Source organism: Pseudonocardia acidicola (assembly GCF_012911935.1).
GTDB classification, from domain to species: domain Bacteria; phylum Actinomycetota; class Actinomycetes; order Mycobacteriales; family Pseudonocardiaceae; genus Pseudonocardia; species Pseudonocardia acidicola.
The window spans coordinates 21787-48390 of sequence record NZ_JAAXLA010000044.1 but is presented as its reverse complement, the minus strand read 5'-3'; the positions used below and the strand labels follow the sequence as shown (position 1 = coordinate 48390).

At 72.2% G+C, this 26604-nt stretch carries 32 protein-coding genes, 1 tRNA gene and 2 pseudogenes; 18 read left to right on the top strand and 17 right to left on the bottom strand.

The features are described from left to right. Positions 1 to 24 precede the first annotated feature (24 nt). Together HF526_RS21745 and HF526_RS21740 are read right to left on the bottom strand one after the other, a co-directional pair. Positions 25 to 249, bottom strand: coding sequence for a hypothetical protein (locus tag HF526_RS21745; protein ID WP_169383395.1), 225 nt, complete (start codon positions 247 to 249; stop codon positions 25 to 27). Positions 250 to 397: 148 nt separating this feature from the next. Next, a complete protein-coding gene (locus HF526_RS21740; RefSeq protein ID WP_211177604.1) occupies positions 398 to 2557 on the bottom strand; it encodes an acetate--CoA ligase family protein in 2160 nt (719 codons plus the stop codon). Between the two features lie 218 nt (positions 2558 to 2775). On the opposite strand from HF526_RS21740, the gene HF526_RS21735 reads away from it, so the two are divergent. Together HF526_RS21735 and HF526_RS35580 are read left to right on the top strand one after the other, a co-directional pair. Further along, a complete protein-coding gene (locus HF526_RS21735) occupies positions 2776 to 3531 on the top strand; it encodes a TetR/AcrR family transcriptional regulator (protein WP_169383394.1) in 756 nt (251 codons plus the stop codon). A 73-nt stretch (positions 3532 to 3604) separates the two neighbouring features. Next, positions 3605 to 4160 (top strand): annotated as a pseudogene (locus HF526_RS35580) (carboxymuconolactone decarboxylase family protein). Between the two features lie 14 nt (positions 4161 to 4174). On the opposite strand, the gene HF526_RS21725 reads toward HF526_RS35580, so the two are convergent. Next, complete coding sequence (locus HF526_RS21725; protein WP_338051650.1) at positions 4175 to 4921, bottom strand: HNH endonuclease family protein; 747 nt, start codon at positions 4919 to 4921, stop codon at positions 4175 to 4177. A gap of 67 nt (positions 4922 to 4988) precedes the next feature. Continuing rightward, a complete protein-coding gene (locus HF526_RS21720) occupies positions 4989 to 5126 on the bottom strand; it encodes a hypothetical protein (protein ID WP_169383393.1) in 138 nt (45 codons plus the stop codon). Between the two features lie 192 nt (positions 5127 to 5318). On the opposite strand from HF526_RS21720, the gene HF526_RS21715 reads away from it, so the two are divergent. The 5 genes from HF526_RS21715 (at position 5319) to HF526_RS21695 (ending at position 9106) form a co-directional block, all read left to right on the top strand. Then, the gene (locus HF526_RS21715; RefSeq protein ID WP_169383392.1) at positions 5319 to 5543 is read left to right on the top strand and encodes a hypothetical protein; all 225 of its coding nucleotides are present in this window, start codon (positions 5319 to 5321) and stop codon (positions 5541 to 5543) included. A gap of 82 nt (positions 5544 to 5625) precedes the next feature. After that, positions 5626 to 7485 (top strand): DNA primase, encoded by a 1860-nt coding sequence (gene dnaG, locus HF526_RS21710; RefSeq protein ID WP_169383391.1) that lies wholly within the window; start codon positions 5626 to 5628, stop codon positions 7483 to 7485. Next, positions 7485 to 8009 (top strand): hypothetical protein, encoded by a 525-nt coding sequence (locus tag HF526_RS21705; protein WP_169383390.1) that lies wholly within the window; start codon positions 7485 to 7487, stop codon positions 8007 to 8009. Before dnaG ends, HF526_RS21705 begins: the two co-directional genes overlap by 1 nt. After that, the gene (locus HF526_RS21700) at positions 8006 to 8773 is read left to right on the top strand and encodes a trans-aconitate 2-methyltransferase (protein WP_169383389.1); all 768 of its coding nucleotides are present in this window, start codon (positions 8006 to 8008) and stop codon (positions 8771 to 8773) included. Before HF526_RS21705 ends, HF526_RS21700 begins: the two co-directional genes overlap by 4 nt. 51 nt (positions 8774 to 8824) lie before the next feature. After that, complete coding sequence (locus HF526_RS21695) at positions 8825 to 9106, top strand: RtcB family protein (RefSeq protein WP_338051649.1); 282 nt, start codon at positions 8825 to 8827, stop codon at positions 9104 to 9106. On the opposite strand, the gene HF526_RS21690 is transcribed toward HF526_RS21695, so the two are convergent. Together HF526_RS21690 and HF526_RS21685 are read right to left on the bottom strand one after the other, a co-directional pair. Then, positions 9073 to 9285: a hypothetical protein gene (locus HF526_RS21690; protein ID WP_169383388.1), complete on the bottom strand. Its 213-nt coding sequence runs from the start codon at positions 9283 to 9285 to the stop codon at positions 9073 to 9075. The genes HF526_RS21695 and HF526_RS21690 overlap by 34 nt on opposite strands. 141 nt (positions 9286 to 9426) lie before the next feature. Next, positions 9427 to 9639 (bottom strand): hypothetical protein, encoded by a 213-nt coding sequence (locus HF526_RS21685; RefSeq protein WP_169383387.1) that lies wholly within the window; start codon positions 9637 to 9639, stop codon positions 9427 to 9429. A gap of 164 nt (positions 9640 to 9803) precedes the next feature. Between HF526_RS21685 and HF526_RS21680 the strand changes: the two genes are divergently transcribed. Then, a tRNA-Asn gene (locus HF526_RS21680) sits at positions 9804 to 9876 on the top strand. 12 nt (positions 9877 to 9888) lie between these two features. Here the strand turns inward: HF526_RS21680 and HF526_RS21675 are convergent. From HF526_RS21675 to HF526_RS21635, 9 genes are all read right to left on the bottom strand, one after another. Next, positions 9889 to 11112: a site-specific integrase gene (locus HF526_RS21675; protein WP_169383386.1), complete on the bottom strand. Its 1224-nt coding sequence runs from the start codon at positions 11110 to 11112 to the stop codon at positions 9889 to 9891. After that, positions 11112 to 11294, bottom strand: a complete 183-nt coding sequence (locus tag HF526_RS21670; protein ID WP_169383385.1) for a helix-turn-helix transcriptional regulator — start codon at positions 11292 to 11294, stop codon at positions 11112 to 11114. Before HF526_RS21670 ends, HF526_RS21675 begins: the two co-directional genes overlap by 1 nt. After that, complete coding sequence (locus HF526_RS21665) at positions 11291 to 12616, bottom strand: replication initiator (RefSeq protein WP_169383384.1); 1326 nt, start codon at positions 12614 to 12616, stop codon at positions 11291 to 11293. The genes HF526_RS21670 and HF526_RS21665 overlap by 4 nt, the downstream gene beginning before the upstream one ends. Beyond that, positions 12613 to 13185: a hypothetical protein gene (locus HF526_RS21660; protein ID WP_169383383.1), complete on the bottom strand. Its 573-nt coding sequence runs from the start codon at positions 13183 to 13185 to the stop codon at positions 12613 to 12615. The genes HF526_RS21665 and HF526_RS21660 overlap by 4 nt, the downstream gene beginning before the upstream one ends. Beyond that, the gene (locus HF526_RS21655) at positions 13182 to 13397 is read right to left on the bottom strand and encodes a hypothetical protein (RefSeq protein ID WP_169383401.1); all 216 of its coding nucleotides are present in this window, start codon (positions 13395 to 13397) and stop codon (positions 13182 to 13184) included. The genes HF526_RS21660 and HF526_RS21655 overlap by 4 nt, the downstream gene beginning before the upstream one ends. After that, complete coding sequence (locus HF526_RS21650) at positions 13397 to 14827, bottom strand: FtsK/SpoIIIE domain-containing protein (protein ID WP_169383382.1); 1431 nt, start codon at positions 14825 to 14827, stop codon at positions 13397 to 13399. The genes HF526_RS21655 and HF526_RS21650 overlap by 1 nt, the downstream gene beginning before the upstream one ends. A 2-nt stretch (positions 14828 to 14829) precedes the next feature. After that, complete coding sequence (locus HF526_RS21645) at positions 14830 to 15039, bottom strand: hypothetical protein (RefSeq protein ID WP_169383346.1); 210 nt, start codon at positions 15037 to 15039, stop codon at positions 14830 to 14832. Further along, positions 15030 to 15248, bottom strand: a complete 219-nt coding sequence (locus HF526_RS21640; protein WP_169383381.1) for a hypothetical protein — start codon at positions 15246 to 15248, stop codon at positions 15030 to 15032. The genes HF526_RS21645 and HF526_RS21640 overlap by 10 nt, the downstream gene beginning before the upstream one ends. A 154-nt stretch (positions 15249 to 15402) precedes the next feature. Next, positions 15403 to 15783, bottom strand: a complete 381-nt coding sequence (locus HF526_RS21635; RefSeq protein WP_169383380.1) for a hypothetical protein — start codon at positions 15781 to 15783, stop codon at positions 15403 to 15405. A 121-nt stretch (positions 15784 to 15904) separates the two neighbouring features. On the opposite strand from HF526_RS21635, the gene HF526_RS21630 reads away from it, so the two are divergent. Together HF526_RS21630 and HF526_RS21625 are read left to right on the top strand one after the other, a co-directional pair. Continuing rightward, positions 15905 to 16729 carry a hypothetical protein gene (locus HF526_RS21630; protein WP_169383379.1) on the top strand — a complete coding sequence of 275 codons (825 nt, stop codon included), beginning with the start codon at positions 15905 to 15907 and terminating at the stop codon, positions 16727 to 16729. Beyond that, on the top strand, positions 16720 to 17538 hold the full coding sequence (locus HF526_RS21625) for a protein phosphatase 2C domain-containing protein (protein WP_169383378.1): 819 nt from the start codon (positions 16720 to 16722) through the stop codon (positions 17536 to 17538). Before HF526_RS21630 ends, HF526_RS21625 begins: the two co-directional genes overlap by 10 nt. Positions 17539 to 18765: 1227 nt before the next feature. On the opposite strand, the gene HF526_RS21620 is transcribed toward HF526_RS21625, so the two are convergent. Continuing rightward, positions 18766 to 19077 (bottom strand): site-specific integrase, encoded by a 312-nt coding sequence (locus HF526_RS21620; RefSeq protein ID WP_169383377.1) that lies wholly within the window; start codon positions 19075 to 19077, stop codon positions 18766 to 18768. 854 nt (positions 19078 to 19931) lie between these two features. On the opposite strand from HF526_RS21620, the gene HF526_RS21615 reads away from it, so the two are divergent. The 6 genes from HF526_RS21615 (at position 19932) to HF526_RS37030 (ending at position 25259) form a co-directional block, all read left to right on the top strand. After that, the gene (locus tag HF526_RS21615) at positions 19932 to 20786 is read left to right on the top strand and encodes an MBL fold metallo-hydrolase (protein ID WP_169383376.1); all 855 of its coding nucleotides are present in this window, start codon (positions 19932 to 19934) and stop codon (positions 20784 to 20786) included. Between the two features lie 217 nt (positions 20787 to 21003). Further along, a complete protein-coding gene (locus HF526_RS21610) occupies positions 21004 to 21741 on the top strand; it encodes an alpha/beta fold hydrolase (protein WP_169383400.1) in 738 nt (245 codons plus the stop codon). Between the two features lie 404 nt (positions 21742 to 22145). Further along, entirely contained in the window at positions 22146 to 22868 is a 723-nt protein-coding gene (locus tag HF526_RS21605; RefSeq protein WP_169383375.1) for a BPL-N domain-containing protein, read from the top strand. Between the two features lie 171 nt (positions 22869 to 23039). Further along, complete coding sequence (locus tag HF526_RS21600; protein ID WP_338051648.1) at positions 23040 to 24344, top strand: NAD(P)/FAD-dependent oxidoreductase; 1305 nt, start codon at positions 23040 to 23042, stop codon at positions 24342 to 24344. Positions 24345 to 24397: 53 nt separating this feature from the next. Next, positions 24398 to 24778 carry a DUF4142 domain-containing protein gene (locus HF526_RS37495; RefSeq protein ID WP_420821648.1) on the top strand — a complete coding sequence of 127 codons (381 nt, stop codon included), beginning with the start codon at positions 24398 to 24400 and terminating at the stop codon, positions 24776 to 24778. Between the two features lie 37 nt (positions 24779 to 24815). After that, entirely contained in the window at positions 24816 to 25259 is a 444-nt protein-coding gene (locus HF526_RS37030) for a sortase domain-containing protein (protein WP_169383373.1), read from the top strand. On the opposite strand, the gene HF526_RS21585 is transcribed toward HF526_RS37030, so the two are convergent. Then, positions 25241 to 25486, bottom strand: a complete 246-nt coding sequence (locus HF526_RS21585; protein WP_169383372.1) for a hypothetical protein — start codon at positions 25484 to 25486, stop codon at positions 25241 to 25243. The genes HF526_RS37030 and HF526_RS21585 overlap by 19 nt on opposite strands. Positions 25487 to 26010: 524 nt before the next feature. On the opposite strand from HF526_RS21585, the pseudogene HF526_RS35570 reads away from it, so the two are divergent. Together HF526_RS35570 and HF526_RS21580 are read left to right on the top strand one after the other, a co-directional pair. Continuing rightward, positions 26011 to 26266: pseudogene (locus tag HF526_RS35570) on the top strand (hypothetical protein); the annotation flags it as partial. A 32-nt stretch (positions 26267 to 26298) separates the two neighbouring features. Continuing rightward, a complete protein-coding gene (locus HF526_RS21580; RefSeq protein ID WP_169383371.1) occupies positions 26299 to 26544 on the top strand; it encodes a hypothetical protein in 246 nt (81 codons plus the stop codon). Positions 26545 to 26604: the final 60 nt, after the last annotated feature.

Genomic DNA, 26604 nt, shown 5'->3' with positions numbered 1-26604 from the left:
CTCGGTGGCGGTGACCGCAGCGCCCTACCGGGCCAACTGCGTCACCTCGTCATCGGTGAAGCCGAGCTCGCGAGCACGGCGGTGGTGGCGGCGCAGCCCGTGCGCGGAAATAGTCGCCCGAGCAGCTATTTCCGCGCACGGGCGCGTCAGCGCGAGGACGCGGGCCAGTGCCGGATCCTTGGCCGGGGCGGCGGCCAGCCGCTGCGCGGTGGCCTCGACCTCGTCGTCGGGCACCGCGGCCCAGGCCATCCCGATCTCGGCGGCCCGGTGCCGTCGATCTCCCCGCAGGCCGCGACGAGTTCGCGGCCCATCTGCGGGGTCAGCCCGTTGCGGACCTCCGGCGAGTCGACGGTCAGGGTCGCGATCCCGTCGGACTTCTCCAGCACGATCGAGCCCATCAGCGCTCCATGTCCTTCCGGGTGGCGACGAGCACGTCCACCGCGACGGCACCCGCCCCGGCCGGCCCGACGATGAGCGGGTTGATCTCGAGCTCGGCGAGCTGCGGCCAGTGGGCGACGGCGCGCCCGACGCGGACGAGCACCTCGACGGCGGCGGCGACGTCGAGCGGGGCCGCGCCGCGGTGCCCGGCGAGCAGCGGCCAGGACCGCAGCTCGCGCAGCAACGCCAGCGCCGCCTCGGGGGTGACCGGGGCGAGGGCGGTGGCCAGGTCGCGGTGCACCTCGGTGCCGGTCCCGCCGAGGCCGACGGTGAGCACCGGCGGCCAGCCGTCTTGCCCGCCGGCGGCGCCGACGAGCAGCTCCAGTCCGGCGGGGATCATCCGCTGGACGAGCACGCCGTCGGGGTCGGCGACCGCGCCGGCGAGCTCGGCGAACACGCCGGCGGCCCGGTCGGCCGGCACACCGAGCCGGACGCCGCCGACGTCGGTCTTGTGTTCCAGCCCGGGCGCGACGACCTTCATCGCCACGGTCCCGCCCAGTGCGTGGGCGGCCTCCGCGGCCTGGAACGGGGTGCGGGCGAGCCGGCCGTCCGGTCGTGGCACGCCGAGCGCGTCGAGCAGCGCCCAGCCGGCCTGGTCTGCGGGCAGCCCGGTTCCGGGGAGTTCGGTGGGCAGCGTGGGGATGACGGGGGAGCGGGGTGGCGCGGCGCCGGTGCCCGGCTGCGCCGGCGGCGCGAGTGCCCCCGCCACCCGCGCCGCGACGGCGATGGAGGAGAACACCGGGATCCCGGCGGCGCCGAGGACGGCGCGGGCGGCGGTCGTCTGGTCCTGGCCGGCGAGCCATACCACCGAGCACGGCACGTCGGTCGCTGCGACCGCGGCCGCGAGATCCTCGGCGAGGTCGACCGCGGCGTCGCCGGTGACCATCGTGAGCAGCACGAGCAGCGCGTCGACCTGCGGGTCGGCGCAGACGATGGAGCAGACCTCGCCGAACGCGCGCTCGCCGCGGTTGAACAGCTGCGCGGTGACGTCGACGGGGTTGGCCAGCGCGCCGAAGTCGGGCACCAGCCGGGCGAGTTTCTCCTGCGTGTGCGGGGCAAGCTCGGGCAGCGTCAGGCCGTGGCCCTCGCAGCGGTCGGCGGCGAGGATTCCGGCGCCCCCGGAGGTGCTGACCGCGGCGATCCGCCGTCCGGCCGGGCGGGGCTGCCCGCGCAGCACGGTGGCGACGGCCAGCAGTTCCTCGACGTCGTCGACCAGCACCACGCCGTGCCGCCGCGAGACCAGGGTGAACGCGGTGTCGTCGCCGAGCATCGCCCCGGTGTGCGAGACCGCCGCCCGGCGCCCTGCCGCGGACCGGCCCGAACGCAGCACGACCAGCGCGGTCCCCGCCGCGGCGGCCTCCGCCGCGAGCCGCTCGTAGGCGGCGCCGTCGCGAACGGACTCGGCGTAGACGGTGAGCACGCTGACCTCGGGGTCGCGCACGAGGTGCCGGCCGATATCGGTGAGGTCCACATCGGCCTGGTTGCCGGTGCTCACCCACGCGGTGAGGTCGAGTCCGCGCTCGGCGGCGATGTCGAGCACCGACCCGCCCACGGCGCCGCTCTGTCCGACGTAGGCGATCCCGCAGCTGCCGGCGAGCGGCCGCTCGGCCGCCGCGGAGAACGTGGCGAACAGCCGCGCCGGCGTGTAGACGATGCCCTGGCAGTTGGGCCCGAGCACCCGGACGCCGGCCTGCCGGCCGGTCTCCACGAGGCGCTGTTGCAGTGCGGCACCGTCGGGACCGGTCTCGGCGAACCCGGAGGCGAACACCACGATCGCCGCGGCGCCGGCCGCGCCCGCCTCGCGCACGGCGTCGACGGCGTGTCCGGCCGGGACCAGGGCGAGTACCAGGTCGACCGGCCCGGGTACGTCGGCGAGGCCGGGGTAGCAGGGCAGCCCGGCCAGCTCGCCGTACTTGGGATTGACCGGGTAGACCCGCCCCGTGTAGCCGCGGTCGGCGAGCCAGCGCAGCGGCCGGGCCATCGGGCTGTCCGGGCGACCGGTCGCGCCGAGCACCGCCACCGCGCGGGGCCGGAAGACCCGGTTCCAGTCGGTCGGGCCGACGGGAGACGGTGCCGTGTGGGCGCCCCCCGTCCGAGTGGCGCTGACCGTGTCGGTCACTCCCGGACCTCCTCGTCGCGGGCGCCGTCGAGCGCGCCTGCAAGGCGGTCGTCCGGTGCTGTTTCCCCTGGTGGACAGCGGTGCAGCGCCCGTGTGAGCGACGCCGTCCCATCCGGTGGGCCGGGTGCGGATCGCTGTGGCCCGGGTAACACCGTAAGTCGACGTCGATGTCGACTACAAGACTTTCGGGTGAGGATTGTGCATGTCATCCTGGCGCGATGACGCGCCGCTCCGGCGAGCCCGCCGGGCCCGCGCCGCCGGTCACCGGCATTCCGGCTCAGATCCGGCCGTCCGCGGCGGCCGTGGGCAGTGGTGTGGGCAGCCAGCGGCGCGCGAGCATCGGCGACCAGCCGAGCACCGCGCGTGGGCGCCGCACCCGCCAGCAATTGCTGGCGGCGGCCCGCGCGGTCTTCGAGCGCGACGGGTTCCTCAACGCCCGGGTGGCCGATATCGCCGCCGGGGCCGGCACCGCGCACGGCACCTTCTACACCTACTTCGACTCCAAGGCCGAGGCCTTCCGCACCCTGATCAACGAGGTGATGGAGAGCGGGCTCTACGCGCCCGGGCGTCCGTCGGAGTCGCGGGCCGACGGCCGCGCCCCCACCGCGGAGGAGGCGGTGCGGCGCATCGACGAGTCGAACCGCCGCTACATCGAGCTCTTCCAGCGCGACCGGCGGCTGCTCGCGCTGTTCGAACAGGTCGCCTCGTTCGACGACGAGCTGCGCCGCTACCGGCTCGAGCTGCGCCAGCGTTCGGTCGCCCGAGCCGCAGGCGGGATCCGGCGGTTGCAGGAGTGGGGGCTGGCCGATCCGAAGCTCGACCCCGAGCTCGCCGCGCACGCGCTGAACTCGATGGTCACCCAGTACGTCTACTTCTGGCTGGTCATGGGGCAGGACCTCGACAAGGAGGAGTCCATCGCGACGCTCACCCGGCTGTGGGCCCGCTCGATCGGGCTGCCGATGCCCGGGGAGTGATGCGTACACAGTCCGTCACGAATCGTCGCCGCGTCCCGTCCACCCCTCGACAGCGACGAGCGAGGAGGACGAGATGGCACGCATCCCTGCGGTACCGGAGAACGACGCCGGTGTGGCGGCTCGGCTGGTGTACCGGTTGGCCCGGCGTCGCTTCGGCGACGTGCCGGAGCCGTTCGCGGTCGCCCGGCACCACCGGACGCTGTTCTGGACCGGCATGGTGGCCGAACTGGCCTACGAGAGGGCGTCGACGGTGCTGCCGGCCCGGTTGTGCGAGCTCGCCGTCTACCGGGTCGCGACGGTCGTCGGCTGCTCGTGGTGCGTCGACTTCGGCACCATGCTGCAGCGCCTCGACGGCCTCGACGCCGGCCGTTTGCGGCACATCGACGAGTATCGGACCAGTCCGCTGTACGAGCCGGTGGAGCGGCTCGCGCCGGCCTGCGCCGCCGCCATGACGGCCCTGCCCGCCACCGACCGACGGCCAGGTCGCCGAACTGGAGGCCGAGCTGGGCCGAGCCGGGCTCGTCGAGCTGACCGCCGCGATCGCGCTGGAGAACATGCGCGCCCGGGCCAACCACGCCCTGGGGATCACCGACCAGGGCTTCGACGCGGCGTGCCGGGTGCGGCTGTAGCGCCCGGCCGGGGTTCAGGCGGCCGGTGCCGGTCGCACGGTTGATTCCGCCGGCAGCGGTTCGCCGGGGCAGCGCTGCAGGATCTCGTTGATCGCGTCGCGCTCCGCCGCGGTGACCCACAGGTGGTACTTGACCTTCACCGCCACCTGGCGGGCCACGTAGGTGCAGCGGTAGCCGCGTTGCGGCGGCAGCCAGGTGGCCGCGTCGCCGTCGCCCTTCTGATTGTTGAGCGGGCCGTCGACGGCGAGCAGGTTCAGCGGGTCGTTGCCGAGCAGCTGGCGGGTCGCGGGGTCGAGCTGCTGGGCTCCGGTCTGCCACGCGTTGGACAGTGCGACGACGTGGTCGATCTGCACCGCGCTGCTCGTGTCCTGGCCGCGGGTGAACGCGATGTCCTTGCCGGAGTATGGATCGTGCAGCCGGCCGGTGAGCACTACGCAGTTGTGCGTGCCGGGCTTGAACGTCTCGTCGGTCATGTCCCGGGCGAGCACGTCGTTGCGCTGGTCGCAGCCGTTGCGGTCGACGTCGGCCCAGCTCGGCCCGAACTGGTCGCGGGTGTAGCCGGTCTTCGGCGCGCGGCCCTTCACGGGCAGACTCGCCAGCGCGGTGGCCGCGTTCCCGGTGGCCGTCGGGGTGGCCGCCCCCGCGTCGGGCGCAGTGATCGCGAACCCGTCGGGGAACGCGGCACAGCCAGAGCCGAGCAGCATCACCAGCGCCGCCGTCAGCAGCGCCTGCACCATCCGAACACGACTGACTGCACGCACCGCCGGATCATGTCCGGGTCCGGCCCGCGGCCGGGCGAACGACACGCGGCGGAGCGCGCCGGATGCGTCACAATCCGCGAAGCTTGTCCGGCTTGATCACCTGGTGGAGCGCGACGATCCGGCCGTCGGCGACCGAGGGCAGGACCGCGGCGACCGGCCCCGCTGAGGTCGGCGGGATACCGAACCCGAGCTCGCCGTTCACCACCAGGGGCCCAGCCCGCGCCCGGCGAGCCGGTAGCCGATGCCGGTCAGATGGGCGCGGTGCTCCTCGAGGGCGGCCACGTCTGCGGGCACGCCGCGACGTTACGCCCGCCTCGGCCGGACGACCGATGCGCGCATGGAGGATCCATCCTTGCGACCGAGGTGACACACAGGTTGCGCGGGCAGAGTCGTCGTCATGACGACGTTCGCGGACCTCAGCGCGTTTCTCGGCGGCGGCACCGGGATTCTGCTGATGCTGATCATGGCCGCCGTGCCGCTGCTGCCGCACCAGGGCCGCCGTGCCGCCGCGCTGCCGACCGGGGCGCCGGGGACGCCCGGCGCCGCGGTCGTTGCGGCGCAGCGGGACCGTCCGGGTTCCAGGGTCGCCGTGCGGCCGGTCCACTCGTCCTGCGCCGGGTGATCGCCGGATCAGCGGCCGGAGCCGTGCGGGTTTCCCACCGCGTGACGCAGGCGGCGACCGGCGGGGAACTAGACTCACCCCCGTGCCGGGCCGGATCAGGGACAGCGACATCGCCGAGGTCCGCGACCGCACCCGCATCGAAGAGGTCATCGGCGACTACGTCGCGCTGCGCCGCGCCGGGGCCGGTGCGCTGAAGGGCCTGTGCCCGTTCCACGACGAGAAGACCCCGTCGTTCAACGTCCGCCCGACGCACGGCACGTTCCACTGCTTCGGCTGCGGCGAGGGCGGCAGCGTCATCGACTTCGTGATGAAGATCGAGCACGTCGGCTTCGTGGAGGCCGTGGAGCGGCTGGCGGATCGGGTGGGGGTCCGCCTCGTCTACGAGGGCGGCGGCAGTTCCGTGCAGCGCGACCGGGGCACTCGCTCCCGGCTGCTCGAGGCCAACAGGAAGGCCGCCGAGTTCTACGCCGCCCAGCTGCGCACCCCCGAGGCGGCCCCGGCCGTTCAGTTCCTCACCAGCCGCGGCTTCGATGCGAGCGCTGCGCAGCTGTTCGGCTGCGGGTTCGCGCCGGCCGGCTGGGACACGCTCACCAAGCACCTGCTCGCCGCCGGTTTCTCCCTCGAGGAACTGATGAAGGCCGGGTTGTCGAAGGAAGGCCGGCGCGGCCCGATCGACCGCTTCCACCGCCGGCTGCTCTGGCCGATCCGCGACCTCGGTGGCGACGTGGTGGGCTTCGGGGCCCGGCGGCTGTTCGACGACGACCAGATCGAGGCCAAGTACCTCAACACCACCGAGACGCCGGTCTACCGCAAGACTCACGTCCTGTTCGGACTCGACCTGGCCAAGCGGGAGGTCGCCAAGCGCCGGCAGGTGGTCGTGGTCGAGGGCTACACCGACGTGATGGCCATGCACCTCGCGGGCGTGCCCACCGCCGTCGCCTCCTGCGGCACCGCGTTCGGCGCCGAGCACATCAGTGTGATCCGCCGGCTGATCGGCGACGACTCGTTCGACCTCGGCGAGGTCATCTACACCTTCGACGGCGACGCCGCGGGCCAGGCGGCCGCGCTCAAGGCGTTCGAGGGGGACCAGTCCTTCGCCGCACAGACGTTCGTCTCCATCGCCCCGCACGGCCAGGATCCCTGCGAGCTGCGGCAGAACCACGGTGACACCGCCGTGCGCGACCTGGTCGCCCGCCGGGAGCCGCTGTTCGAGTTCGCGATCCGCTCGATGCTGCGCGAGCACGATCTGGACAGCGCCGAGGGCCGGGTCGCCGCGCTGCAGCGCACCATCCCGCTCGTCGCCCGGATCCGCCGCGAAGAACTGCGCGACGAGTACGCGCGCCGGCTCGCCGGCTGGACCAGCTGGGACGACATCGCGATGGTCGTGCGGCGGGTGCGGGAGAGCGCGGGCGCCGCGCCCGAGCGGATCCGCGGCAGGCGCGAGGCACCGGCGCCGCCGCCGAAGGACGACCCCCGGCTGCACCTGCAGCGCGAGGCGCTCAAGGCCGCGTTGCAGGTCCCCTCGATCGCCGGGCCGACCTACGACGAGCTGCCCGAGCAGGCTTTCACCCACCCGGCGTTCGCCGGGGTGCACCGCGCGGTGCAGGCGGCCGGGGGAGTGTGCAGCGGGCTGCAGGGCCCGGCGTGGCTGGAGGCGGTCGGCGCGCAGTGCCCGCCGGAGGTGCGCCGGCTGGTCAGTGAGCTGGCCGTCGAGCCGCTGGAGCTGCCGCGCAAGAACACCGACGAGGCCCGCTACGTGGCCAGCGTCGTCGCGGGTGTGCGGTTGGCGCTGGTGGAGGCGCAGGTCGCGGAGCTGAAGTCGCGTCTGCAGCGCACCAATCCGCTGGAGGAGGCCGACGCCTACCACCAGCTGTTCGGTGACCTCGTGCCGCTGGAGCAGTACCGGATCGCGTTGCGGGAGAAGGCGATGGGGGCGGTGTAGTGGGTCTTCTCGCGCGCGTGGTCGCCCGGTTCACCGGGCGCGATGAGCTTCCCGCCGGGTTCGGCGGCCGGCTGGAGCCCGAAGAACGAGTGCTGGCCGTCGGCGGGATCGCAGGCGGCGGGCACGTCGTCGCCACGTCGTGGGGTGTCTGGCTGCCCGGTGACGCCCCGCGCCGGATCGGCTGGCACCTGATCAGCAAGGCGACCTGGTCCGGCGGCACGATCGTGCTGGTCGAGGCCGAGGAGTCCGGGGACGCCGGGGGAGCGATGCTGATCGTCGACCGGCCGCCGCGCCCGCTGCGGCTCGCCGAGCCCGGGCGGGTGCCGCAGGTGGTGCACGAGCGCGTCACCGGGTCGATCAGCTTCCGGCACCACCGCGAGCTGCCCGGCGGCGGTGCCTGGTTCTTGCAGCGCAAGGTCCCGGGCCGGGACGGAACGGTGCTGCAGGTGCGCGCCGACCCGGGGACCGACGAGGCCGTGGTGCGGCAGGTCGCCGCCGACGTGGCGCGCAAGCTGGCCCCATGAGCGACACGACCTGGGACCCGGCGCGGTATCTCGCCTTCGACGATCACCGTGCCCGGCCCTTCCACGACCTGCTCGCCCGGGTCGGGGCGACGGCGCCGCGACGCGTCGTCGACCTGGGGTGTGGGCCCGGGCACCTGACCGGGGTGCTTGCGGCGCGCTGGCCGGACGCGACGGTCGAAGCGCTGGACTCCTCACCGGAGATGGTCGCGGCGGCGCGTACCCGCGGGGTCGCGGCGCAGTTGCGCGACGTCGTCGACTGGATGCCCGGCCCCGACACCGACGTGGTCGTGACCAACGCGGTGCTGCACTGGGTGCCCACGCACCCCGAGCTGCTGCCACGGTGGATCGCGGCGCTGCCCCGCGGGGCATGGTTCGCGCTGCAGGTACCCGGCAACGTCGAGGCGCCGTCGCACGCCCTGGTCCGCGAGCTGCTGGCCGAGCCGCGGTGGCGGGGCGCGGTGCCTGACCGGGGGGACGAGCCGGTGCCGTCGCCGGTGCAGTACGCCGAGCTGCTGGCGGGCACGGGGGCCGATGTCGACGTCTGGGAGAGCACCTACGTACAGCGCCTGACCGGCGAGGATCCCGTGCTGGCCTGGATCACCTCGACGGCGCTGCGCCCGGTCCGCGACGCGCTCGACGACGCGGGCTGGGCGGCCTTCCGCGCCGAGCTGGCGCCGCGGCTGCGCGCGGCGTACCCGGCGGGCGCGGACGGGACGACGTGGTTCCCGTTCCGGCGGATCTTCGCGGTGGCCCGGACTCCCTGATCGAGCGACCCTCGAGCCGTCTCCGCAGGCCACGGCGCAATCGGTGCCGCGGTGCCGCCCGCGGGTGACACCACTGCGCCGTGCAGCCACCCGAGAGCAGGCTCGACGCGCGAGTTGGCCGACGCGATGAAGGGCATCGAGTGGCGTTCGGACAACGCCGAGGCCTTCCTCGACGAGATCCCGGGGGCGTGCAAGGACATCGACCAGGTCATGGAGGACGCCCGGGACCTCGTGACCGTCGACCACACCCTCCGCCAGATCCTCAACGTCAAGGGGGACTGGGAACGCGCCCGTGCGGTTCAGCTGAACCGCCCCGCCGGCCCCAGGAGGTGACGCAGGGTGCGTTCGGGGTCGTCGAGGAAGACGCGCGTCGTGCGAACCGGGAGGGCGTCGTCGTAGCGGACGGTGCGCAGCGCCTCCGGCTCGTCCATCAGAGAGAAACCGCCGGTCCGAAGGCGGTGGGCGAGCAGGTCCAGGAACGACTGACCGTGCGAGCGGTGGTGCGGGGACACGACACCCCGCCGTAGCCGTCCAGGTTGCCACGGCCACCTCCGGACTCGGCGTCGAGTCGTTCGATCTCGGTGGCGACGTTGTCGTACGACTCGGCGCGCAGGCAGGAACTCGCCGGGACCGCGGCGCGGGCCGGCGCGCGGTCAGTGCCGGTGGCCGTTGGCCGTCGAGTCGACGGTGTGCCGGGGGCCGTTCATGACCTCCTCGACGCGCGCCCGAACGACGCCCGCCGCGCCCTGGACCGCCGGGTGGTCGGCCACCCGGTGGTACGTCCGGACGAGCTGCTCGTAACGCTCGTGGCCGGCCCGGGCCCCCAGCACGTAGCCGGCGGCCGCACCCAACAGGAACTTCAGCATGTCGCCTCCCGGTCGTCCGTGGACGGCCCATCCTGCCTCAGCCCAGCTCGGGGCATGGACGCCGGGGACCCCACAGGCATTGATCGGGGGGGCTGCAGACCGCCCTCAAGGGGTGCGCTATGGTTTGCAGGCCAGCGAGCGGAAGCCCCGCCCGCAGCCAACGGTCCTCCGTAGCTCAATTGGCAGAGCATGCGACTGTTAATCGCAGGGTTACTGGTTCGAGTCCAGTCGGAGGAGCTTCCCCCCAGCTCAGAGGCCTGATCGGGCCTCTCGTCGAGTCGACGCCCCCGGTTTACCCCCAGAATTCTCCGAACTCTTCGGCTTGTCCGCGAACTGCTCCAGCACCTGCGCGGCCCCCGTCCGGGCGACCTTGCGACCGAAGTAGTTGTCCTGGGTCATCGATACCTTGGCGTGGCCGAGCTGGTCGGCGGCCTGGCGAGCGGTGAGGCCTGCGTGGTCCATGAGCGTTGCAACGGTCTTTCGGTAGACGTGCGAGGTGACCCAGCCGTACCCGGCGGCCGCGAACACGACCCGAAGGTCTGCCTGGGTGTTCGACGGGTCCCGTAGCCCGCCCATCGGGGCCGTGAAGACGACACCCCACTCGTTGGCCGGGACGCGCGCTCGACGAGCTCGCAGCATCTCGACAGCCCACCGTGGCAGTTCGAGCGTCCGGTACCCGCTCTTGCTCTTCGGGCGCCACTTGATCGTCAACCCGGAGCCCTTCACCCGGATGACCGTTCCGCGGACCTCCACGGTCGCCTCGTCGAGGTTCAAGGCGTCCCAGGTGACTGCCGATGTCTCGCCGATGCGTAGTCCGGTCGCCAGCATGAAGTCGGTCAGGTCGACCAGGTCCCAGTCCTGGCACCGCTGGTCGGCGTGGATCTTGGTGCGGAGTTCGACGGCCTGTTCGACGGTCAACGCCTTCGCCGAGGACGCCGTGCTCTCGATCCTCCCGACGTCACGCACCGGATTGCGGTCCAGGGCGTCATGCCGCACGGCCAGGCCCACCATGCCGCTCAGCACGGTCCGCGTCGTCTTGGCGGCCCCGACCCCGTACCGGTCGTGCACCTCGGCAACAAGACGATCCAGTCGCGACACGGTCAGCTCGCGAATCCGGAGTTGTCCGATGCCGTCGCGGACATGCCGGTCGAAGCGGTACCGGTACTGGTGGGCGGTCGTCGGGGAGCGCTTCCCCTGGGCGACGGCGCGGTCGATCTCGCCCAGCCACAGGGCCCCGAGCGCGACGACCGTGGAGTCACCGGTGATCTCACCGTCTCGTGTCACGCGGCCCCTGTCGCGAGCTGCCACCTTGAGCAGGTTCATCGCGTCGGCCCGGCTCGTGCCGGTGCGCTCGATGTCGCGCACCACGCCATCGTGATCCCGGATCCAGGCGCGTGCCCGGAACCGCCCCGGACCGAGCCGGTAGACCCGGATCTGACCGTGCGTGCCGATCGGCAGGGGAGGACGCCCCATCAGGCCACGTCCTTGTTCAGCGACGCGACCCAGGCCCGGACCTCCTCGGGCACGAAGCGCACGTGCTTGCCGATGCGGCGGCCGGGAGGGCCGTAGCTCTTCGTGCGCCACTGGTAGATCGTCTGCACCGGGATGCCGAGGTACTCGGCGACGTCCCTGACGCCCCACAGCCGCTCGTTCATGACGTCCTCCTGCTGGTGCGCTGTTCGCGGATGCGTTCGGCGTGGGCGATGGCGAGTTCGCGGTCGGTGTCGGTGTGGTGGCCGATGCCGACGAGGTGCCAGTCGTTGACGACGGTCACCGGGTCGTCGGCGGGGTGGCCGAGTTGGTCGAGCTGTTCGGCGAGGCGCCAGGCGCGGCGGTCGTGGCGGATGGTGCGGAAGGTGGTGGAGTAGGCGCGGCTCTTGGTGAGGAAGTGGCCGCGGAAGCCGAGCATGTGGGCCCATTTGCGCAGGTTCAGCTCTGCGTACTGGTCGAGGCCGCCGAGGTGCCAGGCGGTCTCGATGAGGCGCCGGTGGTGGGTGGCGAGGTGCATCCGCTCGAGGTGGGCCAGGGAGCGGATGGGGCGGTCGGGGTGGCCGTCGGTCTTGCCGGTGCCTTTGGTGGCGTATTTGGCGATGTAGCCGGCCAACCGGCTGTCGGTGATCTCGCCGCTGTCGTCGGTGACCGCGTCGTGGGCGGTGGGGGTGATCTCGCGCAGGTCGAGTTGCGCGCCCCAGCGCAGGGTGAGGGTGGTGCCGTTGGGCCGGGTGACGTCGAGGCTGGTGGCGGTGGCTGCTTCGTGGACGGCGTCGCGTAGGGCTTCGGCGGTCAGTCCGGCTGGGGGTGGGTCGGCGGGTCCGTCGGGGCCGTCGAGGCGGATGGCGGCGTGGAAGTGGACGAGTCCGCGGCGTTGGTACTCGGCGACCTTGGCGTAGGACAGCCGGGCGACCCGTCCGAAGCGGCGTCCGGAGACCCCGAGCCGGGCGGCGAGCGCGCGGCGCAGGGCGATGGTGAAGCGGTGCCAGAGCTTCCCGGCGTGGGCCTGCCAGAGCACCGCGGCGGTGTAGTCGTAGCTGTCGTGGTCGATCGCGCCACCGAGTCGCGGGTCGTGGTCGCGGTGGTGGGTGCCGCAGCGGCAGGGGATGACCCGTCCGCGGGCGGTGAGGCGTCGGGTGTGGACGGGCCCGAACGAGGGCGCGGTCAAGGTGAGGAACAGGCGGGGTCGGTCGGTGACGGTGGCGGGGATGCCGCGTTCGGCTCCGGCGAGTCCGGCGCGGATGAGGTGGAAGGCGTCGGCGGCGTAGCGGTCCGAGCAGGCCGGGCAGACCGTGTCGCGCCGGTTCCCGCACGGCGCCCACACCTCCCCGGTCCGTTGGGCCAGGACCCGCCCGTCGCGGGTGGTGATGGTCGAGGAGCCGCGCAGCCGGACGGGGTGGGCGCAGCCGCCGGTGGCTTCCATGCGGGCCCGCCAGGTCGGGTAGTCGAAGGAGCGCAGCCGGGAGGTCAGGTCCAGGTCGCTCATCGTGGGTAGACCTCGTGTTCGTGTTCGATCTCGACGGGGTCGGCGCGGAAGCCGTGTTGGCGGGCGAGGCGTTCGGCCCCGGCCCGGTAGGAGCGGGCCCGCCCGATGACCTCCCCGGCGCTGGTCTCGACGAGGTAGCTGCCGTTCTCGCGGACGATGGCGCCGGAGAACTCATCCGCGGTGACCAGGCCGTGCCCCGGACGTACGACGTCGACGAACACCCGCACCCGATCACCCGGCTGGGCGTCGGAGGCCGCGGCGACGGCGACGTCGACAGCGGTGGCGGCTTCGGGTTCAGCGCGGCCGTCGACGGTGACGGTGACCCGGGACCCGTGGACGAGGCGCCCGGCGCTGAGGAGGTGGTGCACGGTGGCGGCGATGTCGGGGCGGGTGGGGATGGCGTGTTCGGCGGCGCGGGTGCCGATGTGGCGGGTGTGCACGGTCTCGCCGATGCCGACCAGGACGTAGCCGGGGTCCCGGGCGTCGCGCAGGACACGGTCGGTGGTCTCGTCGTCGAACAGCAGGGCTTGCCCGGCCGCCTCCCGGCGGGGGCGGGGGACGCGGGTCATCGGGTCCACCACCAGGAGTAGCGGGCTTCGGCGCCCCATTCAGCGGCCAGCGCGCGGGTCGCCCGGTACTCGATCAGGGCGGCGCCGAGGACGGCGGCCCAGAACCAGCCGGAGCCAGTGCCGAGCACGAGCCAGAGCACCCCGATGGCGGCGGCGAGGGCGAGGGTGAGGCGCAGCCAGGTCGCGGCGGCCCATCCGGTGACGGCCCACATCACGCCGCCTCCCCATCGATCGCACGCAGCTCCGGCGGCGCGGGCGGGGTGCAGCGGGCGACGAGCTCGTCGATCTCCTCATCGGTGACCAGGGCGGCGCGGAACCGGATCGGGAGCCGCGAGTGCTGGTCGATCACGTAGCCGATCCCGGCGTGGGCCTGGTCGCCGGGGATCTCGTCGGCCAGCGCGCCCCGCTCCCGGGCCCCTTCGCCGAGGACCATGTCGACGTGGGAGCTGGCGGTGACGCCGAGGCAGATCCGGGTGGGGAACAGCTCGCGGACGTCGACGACGTCCTTGGAGGGTTCCTGGACGTAGCCCATGACCGAGACCAGGCAGGCGCGGCCCTGGGTGAGGATCTCGGCGAGCAGACGTAGTGCCTCGCGGACGTCGCCGCGTTCGCCGTAGGCGGTGAGCATCGCCATCTCGTCGATCACGACCAGGTCCAGCGGGGTCTCCGGGGTGACGTCGAGGCGCCGGAGGCCGTGGGCGGCCATGTGGGCCTGGCGGGTCTTCATCTCGTCCCGCACGGCGGTGAGCAGCGCGATGGCCTCGGCGGGGGTGGTGGCGTGGCGGTGGAACAGCGGCGCTCCGCGGTGGGTCTCGGCGCCGCCCTTGAGATCGATCACGTGCACCCGGACCAGCCGGTCGCGGATCGCGGGTCCCATCGCGCACAGCGGTGCCCAGATCAGCGAGCCCTTGCCGGAGCCGGTGGCGCCGGCCACCAGGACGTGGCGGCCGGGCACGCCCAGGGTGAAGGGGTGGCCGTACTCGTCCTCCCCGACCGGGAGCGCGGCGAGGTCGACCGCGGTGGCGTCGGTCGGGATCGCGGGTGCGGGGATGGAGAATCGGAACGGCATCTCCCGCTCGACCACCACGGTGAGCACGCCGGGGCGGTGGCGGGTGACGGCGACCCGGTGGGCGCGCATCGCATCGGCGAGGGTCTCGGTGCGCCCCGCCCACAGCGTGAGGTCCTGGCCGCGGGCGAGACGGACCCGCAGGGTGTCGATCGAGCGAGTCGCCGAGCGGACCCGCACTACCCGCGGGGCGTCGATGCGCCCGGTGTGGTGGTTGGTCCTGGCGAGGCCGCAGTCGGCGAGCAGGGCCGCCCAGCGGCGGCCGCGGTAGGTCGTCCAGCGCCGCCAGGCCGCACGCAACATGGGGGCGGCGAAGCGGTCAAACGTGGGCGGGTGCAGCCGCCCCCACAGGGTCACGGCCAGCAGCAGCGAGCCGAGGCTGATCGCGGCCGGGACCGGGCCGACGAGTACCGCGGCCGCGACGAGGGCGGCAGGGACGAGCAGGAACAGGGGGTGGCGGGCCAGCCAGGCCAGGCCGCGGAACTCGCCGCCGACCGGGCGGGAGGAGTGCCGGACCGTGGGGCGGTGGTGGGCCTCGGCGTGGCGTAGGGACGGGCGGTGCAGCGGTCGGGCCATGATCAGACTCCCTTGCGGATGGCGAGCTGGGCCAGGCGCAGGCCCTCGGCGACCCCGGCACGCCAGGCCTGCTCGGTCGGGACCTCCGGGGTGGTGGCGTGCAGGAACCGGCGGCGTTCGCGGTCCAGGCGGCGCACCAGGCGCCCGACGCCGTTGGCGGGCTGACGGACCCGGCCGTGCCGGACGCTGTTCTCGGTGGCGGTCAGGGACATGTCGTCTCCTCGGGAGTGGTGGCGGTGCAGGGGGTTGCGGTGCCGTGGCAGCCGGGACAGGCACCGTCGCCGGGGCAGGCGGGGCAGTCCCGGCCGTCACCGGCGCCGGGTGAGGCGTCCGGGGTGGTGCCGTAGCCGTCGCAGACGTCGCACGAGCCGGAGCCCGAGCAGCCGCCGCAGACGGCGGTGGTGGTCGCGGTGGTGGTCATCAGGGGCCTCCGGTGCTGGTGGTGGCTTGTTTTCGGGCAGGGGGCAGCCACTGCGCAATTGCGGTGATTTCGCCGATCAATGAGGGGTCGGCTGCCCCGTGCCCGAGCGCGGCCGGTCAGGCCGCCGGGAGGTGGGCCGTCAGGCCCGGTGCTGCTACTTGTCGCTGCTCGGGCGCGGCGCCGGGGCTGAGGCGTGCTTGAGGCCCACGGCCCGCCACGCGAGTCCGGAGTTGACCCGGCCCGCGGACTCGAGCTGGTAGGGGGAGACGCGGACGTCGATCAGTTCGACCCGGGCGTCCTCCCCGAAGTCCGGCCCGGGATCGGTCGCCAGCGTCACCTTGATCTCCTCGCCCTTCGGGGCCCGCTCGCCCGGCTTGACCCGCAGCTTCGCGAACAGCGACACCGTGAACTGCGTGGCGCCGTCGCGGTCGGTCACGGGAATCTGGGCGCCGTTGACGTCATCGCGCATCTTCGGGGCGGGCGGCTCCACGATCGTGAGCTTGTAGCCGCCGAGGTTCACCGGAATGTCTCGCATCGCTCTTGCTCCTTCGGTCGGTTCGTGTAGGCCCCTAAACGTCTGAAGCAGTGACGTTGAGGGGGCTAAACTGATGTTGCCCGCGGCGAGCCTACTTGTCAAGGGGCCTAAACTCGCGGGCGTGGATGAGGAGTTCGAACGCCTGCGCCGGGAGCCTGACCCGGTGCGACGAGGGCGCAGGGCTACCGAGCTCCTGGCTACCTACCAGCAGCGCTCGGTGGAGCTGGCGCGCCTACGGCGTGCCGCGATCGAGGAGGCCCGGGACCAGCTCGGCGGCAGTTACACCGAGGTCGCCAAGGCCTTCGGGCTGACCAAGGGCCGGATCACGCAGATCCGCAACAGCGCCCCGCCCGCGCACCGGGCGTTCTTCGGGGTCGGCCCGCTCGACGTCGCGGTGGTCGGCCGGCGCATCCTGGAGCGCGAGGACATGGTCATCGCCGCCGAGGACGACGCGGTAGGCGCGCACCTGATCGCTGAGGCCGAGCAGCTCGCGTTCACCGCCGAGCGACTGGTCATCGACCCGCGCGAGGAGTGGGAGCCGGCCGGCGACGCGATCGTGGTGTGCGGCCCCGCGTCGGCGCACATCGGCAACGCGCTGATGAGCGAGGACCCGGTACTCGGCATGACCATCGCCGACGGGGGCCGCTGGTACATCGTGGACAAGACGACGGGGGAGCGGTTCGCCTCGCCGATGGACGACCCCGAGCCCCGCCGGGCCTGCGTGGCCTATCTTGCGCGCCACGTCCGCGACGGCCAGGTCATCACCCACATCGCCGGAGTCCACGCCCTCGGCTCGATCGGCGCCGCGCACTACCTGACCGAGCACCTGGCCGAGCTGTACGTCGAGCACCCCGACGAGTCGTTCAGCATGGCCGTGACCGCCGAGTTCGACGGCCTCATCCCCAGGAGCGTCGACGTGATCGTCCCGCCGCGCGCATGGGCCTGATCGCCCACACCGCCACGCTGCCCGGGGGAGAGCCGCCAGGGCAGGACCGCTGGGGCGTCAGCCAACGGGGCGCGGTCGTCCTCGACGGAGCCAGCTCGCACAGCCCCGAGGCCCCGGACGCCAGCGCCTACGTCGACCGGCTGCTACCCGCGATCCTCGACCGGCTCGACCACGGCGACCTCCGAACCGTCCTGCGCGACGCGATCACCGAGGCCGCCAATGCCCTGGGACTGCTTCCCGGTGCGGCGCCGTCGTCGACGGTTCTGCTGCTGCGACTCGGCGACGAGGCCATAGAGGTCGCAGCACTCGGCGACAGCACCGCAGTCATCGGCCACCCCGACGGCACCACGACTCGCCTGTCCGACGACCGCCTCTCACACATCGGAGCCGCCCAGCGTCGTGCCTACCGCGAGCACTTACGACAGGGGAGCGGCTTCGGCCCCGAGCATCGCGACCGTCTGCGCGAGTTGCAGCGCAGCGAGTTCCCACACCGCAACCGGCCCGGGGGCTACTGGATCGCAGAGGCCGATCCGGCGGCCGCCGACGAGCTGCTCATCCGCTCGTTCCCACCCGAGGTTGTCTCCTGGGTTGTGCTCGCCACCGACGGGATCCAGAAGCACATCGACCGGCTCGGTGGCCGATGGGACGCCGTGGCGAGCCAGGGCAACGACCAGCTCGCCGCGTTCCTTCAGGACGCGCACGCTTGGGAGACCGAGGCAGATCCGGACGGGACCGCCTTGCCCCGATCCAAGCGCCACGATGACAAGACCATCGTCGCCTGGCAGCCCGCCCTGTCACCCATCAACTGAGACCGCGTCTCGCTGGCTCTCTGTCCGGAAGCCGCCATGACCTGCAGTTTCGCGCAGCTCAGGGCCGCGGGGTTCAGACTTTCTCTACCTGGTCAAGGGCGCCTCCGGCGCCGGCTGCGCGGGGCTGCGGCCTCCGGCCGGTCCCCGCGCGCGCTGGCTACTGAGGTCGCTCACCCTCATGCCACATCACGCCGTCGACGGCCTGTGCGGGTGTTCCGTCCGGCGGATAGATCGACTGAAACCAAGCCTCCGCCACAGCTGTTGGGCGATCGGGCACGAAGAGTGACCGGAAATGGTCCAGGTCGACAACGCGGCCGTATCGCTGACCGCTCCCGGGCGGAACTTGCAGGACGGTGGTCACCTTGCCGCCTTGACGGACCAAGCGATCTATGGCAAGGACGCCAGCAGACTCCTTCTCTCGGAGTAGGGAGTCCAACGCCCCAACAAAATCCGCGTACCAATTGCTGTCATGATTGTGGCGATCTGTCATCACTTCTGTGCCTCGTAGGACCTAGTTGTGTGGACCTTGGCATCACTTCGCTGGCCTTCTGGGCTTCCCGATGCGCCAGCGAGCGCCTGCGGTAGCCAGGGGGTGCTGGTTCGGCGCTGGCCGGTGAGGCGGTCACCAAGACGGCACCTATCGCCAACATAAGGGCAACTGATGTAATGCCTCTGATCCGCACGACTGCCCCCCGAAGTACCGGACATTGAACGTCGATTCGAAGCGAAACATGATCGCTCCAGTGTGGTCAACGCGCGGAGCGTGGTTCCCTCGAACGTGGCAGGCCGAGGCGGGTCAAGCGGCAGAACCAGCTGCCCTCGCCGGGCGGGCAGGTCTCCAGGATGGCGTCCCGTGCCATCCCGACGACCTCCCGGAGGGCTACCACCCGGCCTCTCGTGGGCGGAGCCTGGCAAGCTCGGGTGCGGTGACGTCGAGGGCCGCCCACGAGCGACCGCGCGGTCGGGCTGTGCCAGGTCGACGGGATGGCACTCAGCAGGCAGGGGAGGGGCACCCCTCCTTTACCCCCAGAAATCAACGACAGAAGTCCACGACGGACGCCCCGGGACGAGATCGTCCCGGGGCGGAGTCATACAGCGTACGAGCCACAACGGCAGACGAGCGCAGTCGTCGAGCAGAGTGGATCTTGTTTCGCAGGGTTACTGGTTCGAGTCCAGTCGGAGGAGCTTCCCCCCAGCTCAGAGGCCTGATCAGAGCCGCCAGCAAGATCACGCCCCTCCTTTATCTTCGCGGAACTTCTTCGGCGTGGTCGCGATCCCCTCCAGGACGGTGGCGGCGCCCGTCCGCGCGGCCTTCCGGCCGAAGTAGTTGTCCTGTGCCATCGAGACGTTGGCATGGTCGAGCTGGTCGGCGGCGGCTCGGGCGCTGAGGCCGGCCTCGTCCATCAGAGTGGCCACGGTCTTGCGGTAGACGTGCGAGGTCACCCACGGGTAGTCGGCTGCCTCGAAGACCACTCGCAGGTCCGCCGGTGTGGTGGACGGATCGCGCAGGCCACCGAGGGGAGCGGTGAACCAGCCCACCGCCGACCGTGCAGAAGCAGAAGCCCTCCGCTGCGGATGCCTCATCCTCGGTAGGTGATGCGCCGGCCGGTCACGATGGGGAACGGTTCCCGGATTCCTACCCCGGTGGCGGACGCCCGCTCGGTGCCGCCGCATTGGCTCCGGAGGTGAGGACTGGCAGTGCTCGAGCCCGACGACATCCAGTGCTTCTCGCTCAGGCACTCCCCGATGCCGTGTGCGCGGTTCAGCTTCCCGACCTTCCGCGAACCTGATCGCGGCCGGGCATGGCCCTCCCGGATCCCCGCCCAGGTCAGGACGGCCCAACGGCGCAGAACGGAACAACTTGCCGATGACCGTACACATCGTGGTGCTGTCGGGCCCCGGGTACTCGTCGCACGTCTCCCACGAGGCCGAGCCGATCGTCGACTGGCTCGAAACCTTGGGACACGACGCCAGCGTGTTCCGTTACCCGTTGCAGACGCGGCACCCCGGGGCGCTGAACGCTCGCCGCGCTGGCGCACGGCTGCACACCGCAGCCGCGCCCTGGCTTCGCCGTGCTCGGCTACTGCGTCACCTCGATGGAACTGGCCACGTACCGCTCAGCCCAAGACTTCCCACTGGGCGACTCTGCCCTGGGCGACGCTCCGACCATCGAGGCTCGGTTGGTCACCAGTCTCGACCGTCCGGTCACCCCGACGGCGCCGCCGATGTTGCCGTGGCACACCGCCGACGACGCCGACGTCCCATCCCGCGCCCGGCATGTTCTCGCCCACGGCCCGCACAGCCTCGGCCCGGCCCAGGGCGCAGGGCAGGCCGAACTCTGGCCGCCACCTGGCCGGCGGAGGCCACTGAACAGATGTGAAGGGTGAGCGACCATGCCGGATTCCCTGTCCATCAGTGTTTTCAACAGCGGATATCTACCCGTCAACGGGGGTCCCGGCTGGGATCCCACCCGGCAGGCAACCTGGCCTGCCTCCACCGCCACACTGATCGCCGGTGATCGCGACGCCATCCTCGTCGACGCGTTGATGACCACCAGGGAAGGCGAACAACTGGCGGCCTGGGTCACAGGCGCCGGCAAAGACCCGTCACTGATCGTCATCACCCATGGGCACGGAGACCACTTCTTCGGCGCCGGACCGATCCTGGCTGCGTTCCCCGACGCGCGGGTCGTGGCGATGACCGCGCAGGTCGTGGACGAGGCCCGCGCGCAGACCCGACCGGCGGTGCTGGACAACTGGACCGGCTGGTTCGGCGACCAGTTCGACCGCGATCCTGCGATCCCGACCGCCCTGAACACCGGCGAGCTGCAGATCGAGGGTCATCCGGTGAATCTGATCGCCGTCGGCGGTGCCGACGGTGCGTTCGCAACGATCGTCCATGTTCCCGACCGCGACACGATCTGCTCGGGCGACGCCGTCTACAACAACATCCACATGTGGTTGTGGAACTCGACACCGCACAGCCGCGCGACCTGGCTGCATTCCATCGACGCGATCGCCGCGCTCGAACCGGCGACGATCATCACCGGACACAGGGATCCGGACGCCCCCGACGACGACGCGCAGCGGCTGCTCGACCAATCCCGGAGCTACATCGAGGATTTCGACCGCGCGGTCGCGGGGTCTGGTTCAGCACCCGAAGTGATCGACACCATGATGGCGAAATACTCGCACTACGGAAATCCATACACCTTGTTCGTGGGTGCCTACAGCCAATTCAACAGCTGACGCTGACCCACACCACCGCACCACCGACACAACGGGGGCACATCCGGCCGGAACAGATCCGCGGTTCGGGAGAGTTCCCGCAGGTGGCCGGCGCGGCAGGATCGCTTCAGGAGTGCGGTGCTCGCCCTCGCCGGCCGGGCAGATCTCCAGGCTGCGCGCACGCCTGCGGCGTACCGTCGCGGCATCGGTCACAGTCAAGGGAGGAGCGGTGACGGCGATGACTCCTGATGCCCCGACGATCGTGCTCGTCCACGGCGCGTGGGCCGACGCCACCGGCTTCGGCGGGGTGATTCGCGGCCTGCGCGACCGCGGGTTTGTCGCCATCGGAGCGGCCAACCCGCTTCGCCACCTGACGGACGACGCCGCGTACCTCGCGGACTTGCTGCGGAGCATCCCCGGGCCCGTTGTCCTCGTCGGCCACTCCTACGGCGGCGCGGTCATCACCAACGCCGCTCCCGGGAACGAGCAGGTGACGGCGCTCGTCTACCTCAATGGGTGGATGCCCGACGAAGGCGAGAGCATCCAGCAGCTCATCGAGTCCGAGATCTTCCAGGGCAGTCTGATTCCGCCGGCGATCAGACCGGTGCCGATCAGGAACCCGGACGGGAGCGACGGCGTGGACCTCTACCTCGATCGCGAGGCGTTCCACGCGGCGTTTGCCCACGATGTCGGCCCCGAGACGGCCGGCGTGATGGCGGCTACGCAGCGACCGTGGAGCGGCGCCGCGGCGGCCACGCCCTCGGGCCCGCCCGCATGGCGGTCCATCCCGTCGTGGTATCTGCTCGGCACGGAGGACCGAGCTATCCCGCCCGCGGCTCAGCGATTCATGGCCGAGCGTGCGAAGGCGCGGATCGAGGAGGTGGCGGCGTCGCACGCGTCCATGGTTTCGCAGCCGGAGGGCGCGACGCGGCTGATCCTGAGCGCCGTCGAGGCGACGAGCCGCAGCCGGCCCTGAGCGTGAAACGGCCGTCCCGCGCCCCCACACCGCCCGGCACGGGGCAACGGGCCGGCTCGATCGCGCTCTCGATGGCCAGGGGACGCGCCTGGCCGGAGCTGTCGGGACGGCGCGTGCGCGGAGTCGCCGACCAGCAGCATCCGGCCGCGATACCAGTGCGTGCACGCTCGGCATGATGTGCAGCGACCCGGCGACCTGCGGCCGCTCCACGCCGGTGTGCCGGGCCGGCGCGCCGCCGGGATCGTCGTCGCGACCGATGGGCGAACACGACGTGGCCGCCGAGTGGTGTGCGGATGCCGGCGCCCGGTCATCGGGCGCGACCCAGCGACCTTCGGGATGTTGTCGGCCACGGGATGCACGGGTGGTGCGCCCGCTCGGCGGGAACGGGAGAGGATGGAGCAACGATGACCGTCGGGACTCGGCGCCAGCACCATCCCCGCCCCACCACCGATTCGCCGCCGGTCGCTGTGGTGTACCGAGGCCCGGCCGCCGGCCGCGGCTGTCCCGAAGCGGTCGCCGCTCTGCTGGACGGTTTCGGATTCGCGGTGAGCTTCGTCGGCCCGAACGAGGGCCGGAAGCTGTCCGGCCCCTCGCTCGAGAGCGCCGCGCTCTACGCCCAACCCGGCGGCGCCGGCCTCGACGAGGCCTACAGGCACCTTCGCCGTCATGCGGACGACATCCGGGCCTTCGTCCACCGAGGCGGCAGATACCTGGGAGTGTGCCTGGGTGCCTACCTCTGTGGCGCACGGCCCGGCTTCCGGCTGTTGCCCGGAGACACCGACCAATACATCACCTCGCCCGGCGCCACCGTTCGCACCGAGGCCGACACGACGATCACCGTCACGTGGCGCGGCCGGCGTCGCACCCTCTTCTTCCAGGACGGCCCCCATTTCCTGCTCGAACCCGCTCCCGGCACGACGATTCTCGCCACTTACGACAACGGGACCATCGCAGCTGCGGTGGTGCCGTACGGGGCGGGTGCCGTCGGCGTCGTCGGCCCACATCCCGAAGCGACCGAGAAATGGTTCGCCGAGAGCGCCCTCCCCATGAGCTGCGGTTCGGCGACCGATCTCGGCCACGACCTCATCACCACGCTCATGTCCGCCGACGTCGACCTCGGCGGGTGAGCTGTACGGGGCGGGCGAGATACCCCGGCACCGGCATAGGTCTCGGCAGGTCGACCCCGGGCGGCGGATCTGGCGCCCCGGGGCCGAAGGCTCGCTCGGGCCGGCCCGGGCACGCTCGCCCACCTGGGCCGGTACGCATTCTGCGGGGGCTGTGATGGTCGGGTACGACGAGTGAACGGCGAAGCGGATCGCCCGCGGGTGGTGGTCGTGGGCGCGGGGTTCGCGGGGTTCCACTGTCTGCGGACCCTGGAGAACCGCCTGCCCGCGGGGGCGGCCGAACTCGTCGTCGTGAATCCCGCGGATTACATGCTCTATGTGCCGCTGCTGCCGGAGGTGGCGGCCGCGATCCTGGAGCCGCGCCGGGTCGCCGTGCCGCTGCGAGCGGAGCTGGCGCGGACCCGGGTGGTGCTCGGCAACGTCTCGGGGATCGATCTCGCGGCGCGGACATGCTCGGTGATCGACGTCGAGCGTCGGCCCACGGTCCTGAGGTGGGATCGGTTGGTGCTCGCCTGCGGGGCGGTCACCCGATTGCTGTCGGTCCCCGGGGTCGCCGAGCACGCCATGGGCTTCAAGTCCATCGCCGAGGCGGTCTACCTGCGTGACCACATCCTGCGTCAGCTGGAGCTGGCCGAGCAGGCCACCGATGCCGCCGAACGGGCGGCCCGGACCACGTTCGTGGTGGTCGGTGCCGGCTACACCGGGACCGAGGTCGTCGGGCAGGGCCAGTTGCTCACCCGCGACGCGCTGCGCTTCTTCCCCGGCCTTCGCGCCGACGAGGTGCGCTGGCTGCTCGTCGATCTGGCCTCCCGGGTGCTGCCCGGGCTCAATCCGCGGCTGTCCGGGCCGGCCCAGCGGGTGCTGTGCCGGCGAGGTGTCGAGGTCCGGCTGCGCACCACCGTCAGCGAGGTCAGCGACACCTGCGTCAGCCTCAGCGACGGCACCGAGATCCCCACCCGCACCGTCGTGTGGTGTGTCGGGGTACGCCCCGACCCGCTCGTGGACGTCCTCCGCCTCCCGACCCGCGAAGGCCGCCTGGCTGTGGACGACCACCTGACGGTGCCCGGCCAGGACGGCCTGTTCGCCGCGGGTGACGCGGCGGCGGTGCCGGATCCGGCCCACCCCGGCCAGATCACCCCGATGACCGCGCAACACGCCCAGCGCCAGGGCCACGTGGCCGGGATCAACGTGGCCGCATCGCTGGGATACGGACAGCCGCGTCGCTACCGGCACAGGGACCTGGGATTCACGGTCGACCTGGGCGGCCGGGAGGCCGTCGCCGACCCGCTGCACGTTCCCGTCACCGGCCCGCTCGCCAAGTCCATCACCCGCGGTTACCACCTGGCGGCGCTGCCGACCGGCCGGTCGCGGGTAGTGCTCGACTGGTTCGCCGATGTGGTGGCCGGCCGTCAGATCGTGCAGTTCGGGCTGGTCTCCGAGAGCGCGGTCCGTCTCGCCGAGGTAGACCGGATCGCCTGACCCGCCGTTCCGCCCCGCCGCCGCGTCCGGCCGGAGTCTTGCCACGGGGTGGGGTGGTGAGGACGGTGGATCCCACCCCGGAGGCACGGCGTGGAGCCGGCGGCGCACCGTCTTCGGGGGATGCCCCACATGGAGACTCGGGACCTCCGGAACGGGGGGCGCTCCGATGCCTGCTGTCCCGCATCCGCCTACCTCGGTTGCCGGCCCAACGGGGGACGACCGCAGCCATCAAGCAGACCGCCCAGACGCCCGTCAGTGATCATCAGCAGGCGCTGCAGCAGCTCACCGGAGCCACCGGCACCGCATTCGACCTCGCTTACCTGCAGCCCGAGATCTCCGGCCATCAAGAATCCATCAGCGGCAACTCGGCGTCACACCGAGCGGGGTGGCCGCCGGCTCCCTGCTCGTCGCCGGGGCCGGAGCCCGATTGCTGACCCGGAGGCGATCGCAGCGTCATCCGCGCCCGTCCCGGTGCCGGCGACCCCGCAGCGGCTGCGGTTGCCGTCGCTGGGCGTGGACGCCCCCGTCGTGCCGGTCGGCGTCGCGGCGGGCGGCGCGCTGGTGGTCCCTGACGACCCCGGTGTGCTCGGTTGGTGGCAGGCCGGCGCCCGGCCCGGCAGCGGACACGGAACGGTGGTGGTGGACGGCCACGTCGACAGCGCGGTCGCGGGGCCCGGCGCTCTGTACCACCTGCGCGCAGTGCGGCTCGGCGACCGGGTCCAGCTCGGCACGGACCGCGGCACACAGGGCTATGTGGTGCGCGCGCTGCGCAGCTTCCCGAAGTCCGCGCCGCCGCCGGACCTGTTCGCGATCGACGGCCCACCGCGCCTGGCCTTGATCACCTGCGGTGGGTCGTTCGACCGGCACACCCGGCAATACGCCGACAACGTGGTCGCCTACGCCGTGCCCGGCTGAGCGGAATCACGCGGGCTGAGGGCATCCCGGCGGCCGGGGTGTCTGGCGTCGGCTCTCAGGCCCGGCCCGGCACCATCGGCGCGCTGGGGACCGGGTTCGGCCAGCAAGGCGAACGCCTGGGCCAGATCACGGATCCCTGACGGGCTGTTGCCGACGGTCGGGGCTGACTTGATGATCGCCCGGAAGATGGCCTCCCGGGCCTGCTCGTTGAGACTCTGGTCGACCATGCACCCCGACGCTACTCGCCGGAGCGACCCGCAACACTCGCCGAGGTCGTCGCGCTGACGGAGCCGACGACGAGCCTCATGCCGTGCTGGGTTCGTCGCCCCGATCCGCGTCCGCCTCGGCCCGCCGAGGCTGCCGACGCCGGCCAGCGCGGTGAGCAGGACCAGGCAGGTGATCAGTCACCGCCCGCCGGCGAGCTCGGTCGTCATCCGCCTGCCGCGCAGCCAGATGCCCGCATGGACGACGACACCGATCGCGATCAGCATCATGGAGATCCAGACTGCACCACCCCGGCCGCCTCCGTCGGCGGGTTGCCCCCGTAGCTGATCCACATCGCCCAGCCGACGATGCCCGCCGTAAGCATCAGCACGCCGCCGATCTGCGCTGCCTCTCGCCCGCAGGATCGCGTCGTCCGAGGATGCGTCGCAGCGGCGGATCACGCTGGGCGGAGCGATCCCGGCGAGTCCGATGTCGTCGGCTGTGCGCCGGTTCGGCGTCGACGGCCGGCGCGACACAGTGACGAAGCGTCCGCAACGCGGAGGGGGCCCATCCGGCCATCGGTCCGGACCGCCGGCTGATGGTCGACGCCAATCAGACCCCCGGCGTCGGTGAGGTGATCGCGTGGATGGAGGCGCTGGCACCGTTCGACATCCGGTGGTTGAGGCCGTCGCGGTGCTGCTCGCGGCGGCGTACGGGGTGCCGGTCTGCCCGCACGCGGGCGGGGTCGTGCTGTGCGAGCTGGTGCAGCACCTGTCGTGTTCGATTTCGTGGCGGTCGGCGGCGTGGCAGCATGATGGTGGACGGGAGGCTGGCCATGGCGAACCTGACGCCCGAGGCGATCCACAAGTACGTCGGCACGCCCGTGCAGGTGCCGGTGCTGGGCACGGTGATCGTGCCTCCGCCCGAGAAGGTGGCCTTCTACGCCGGGATCGGGGTGCTCGCCGCGCTCGGGCTGGTGGAATGGCCGATCGCGCTGATCATCACCGTCGGGCACGTGCTGGCCGACCAGCAACACTTCCGGCTGGCCCGGGGCGTGGGCGAGGCGCTCGAAGCCGTCTGAGTTCGCCGGAGGGGGCGCGCCGCGGCGGCTCGTGTTTTCCCGCGGCGCCGGCGGGTAGCC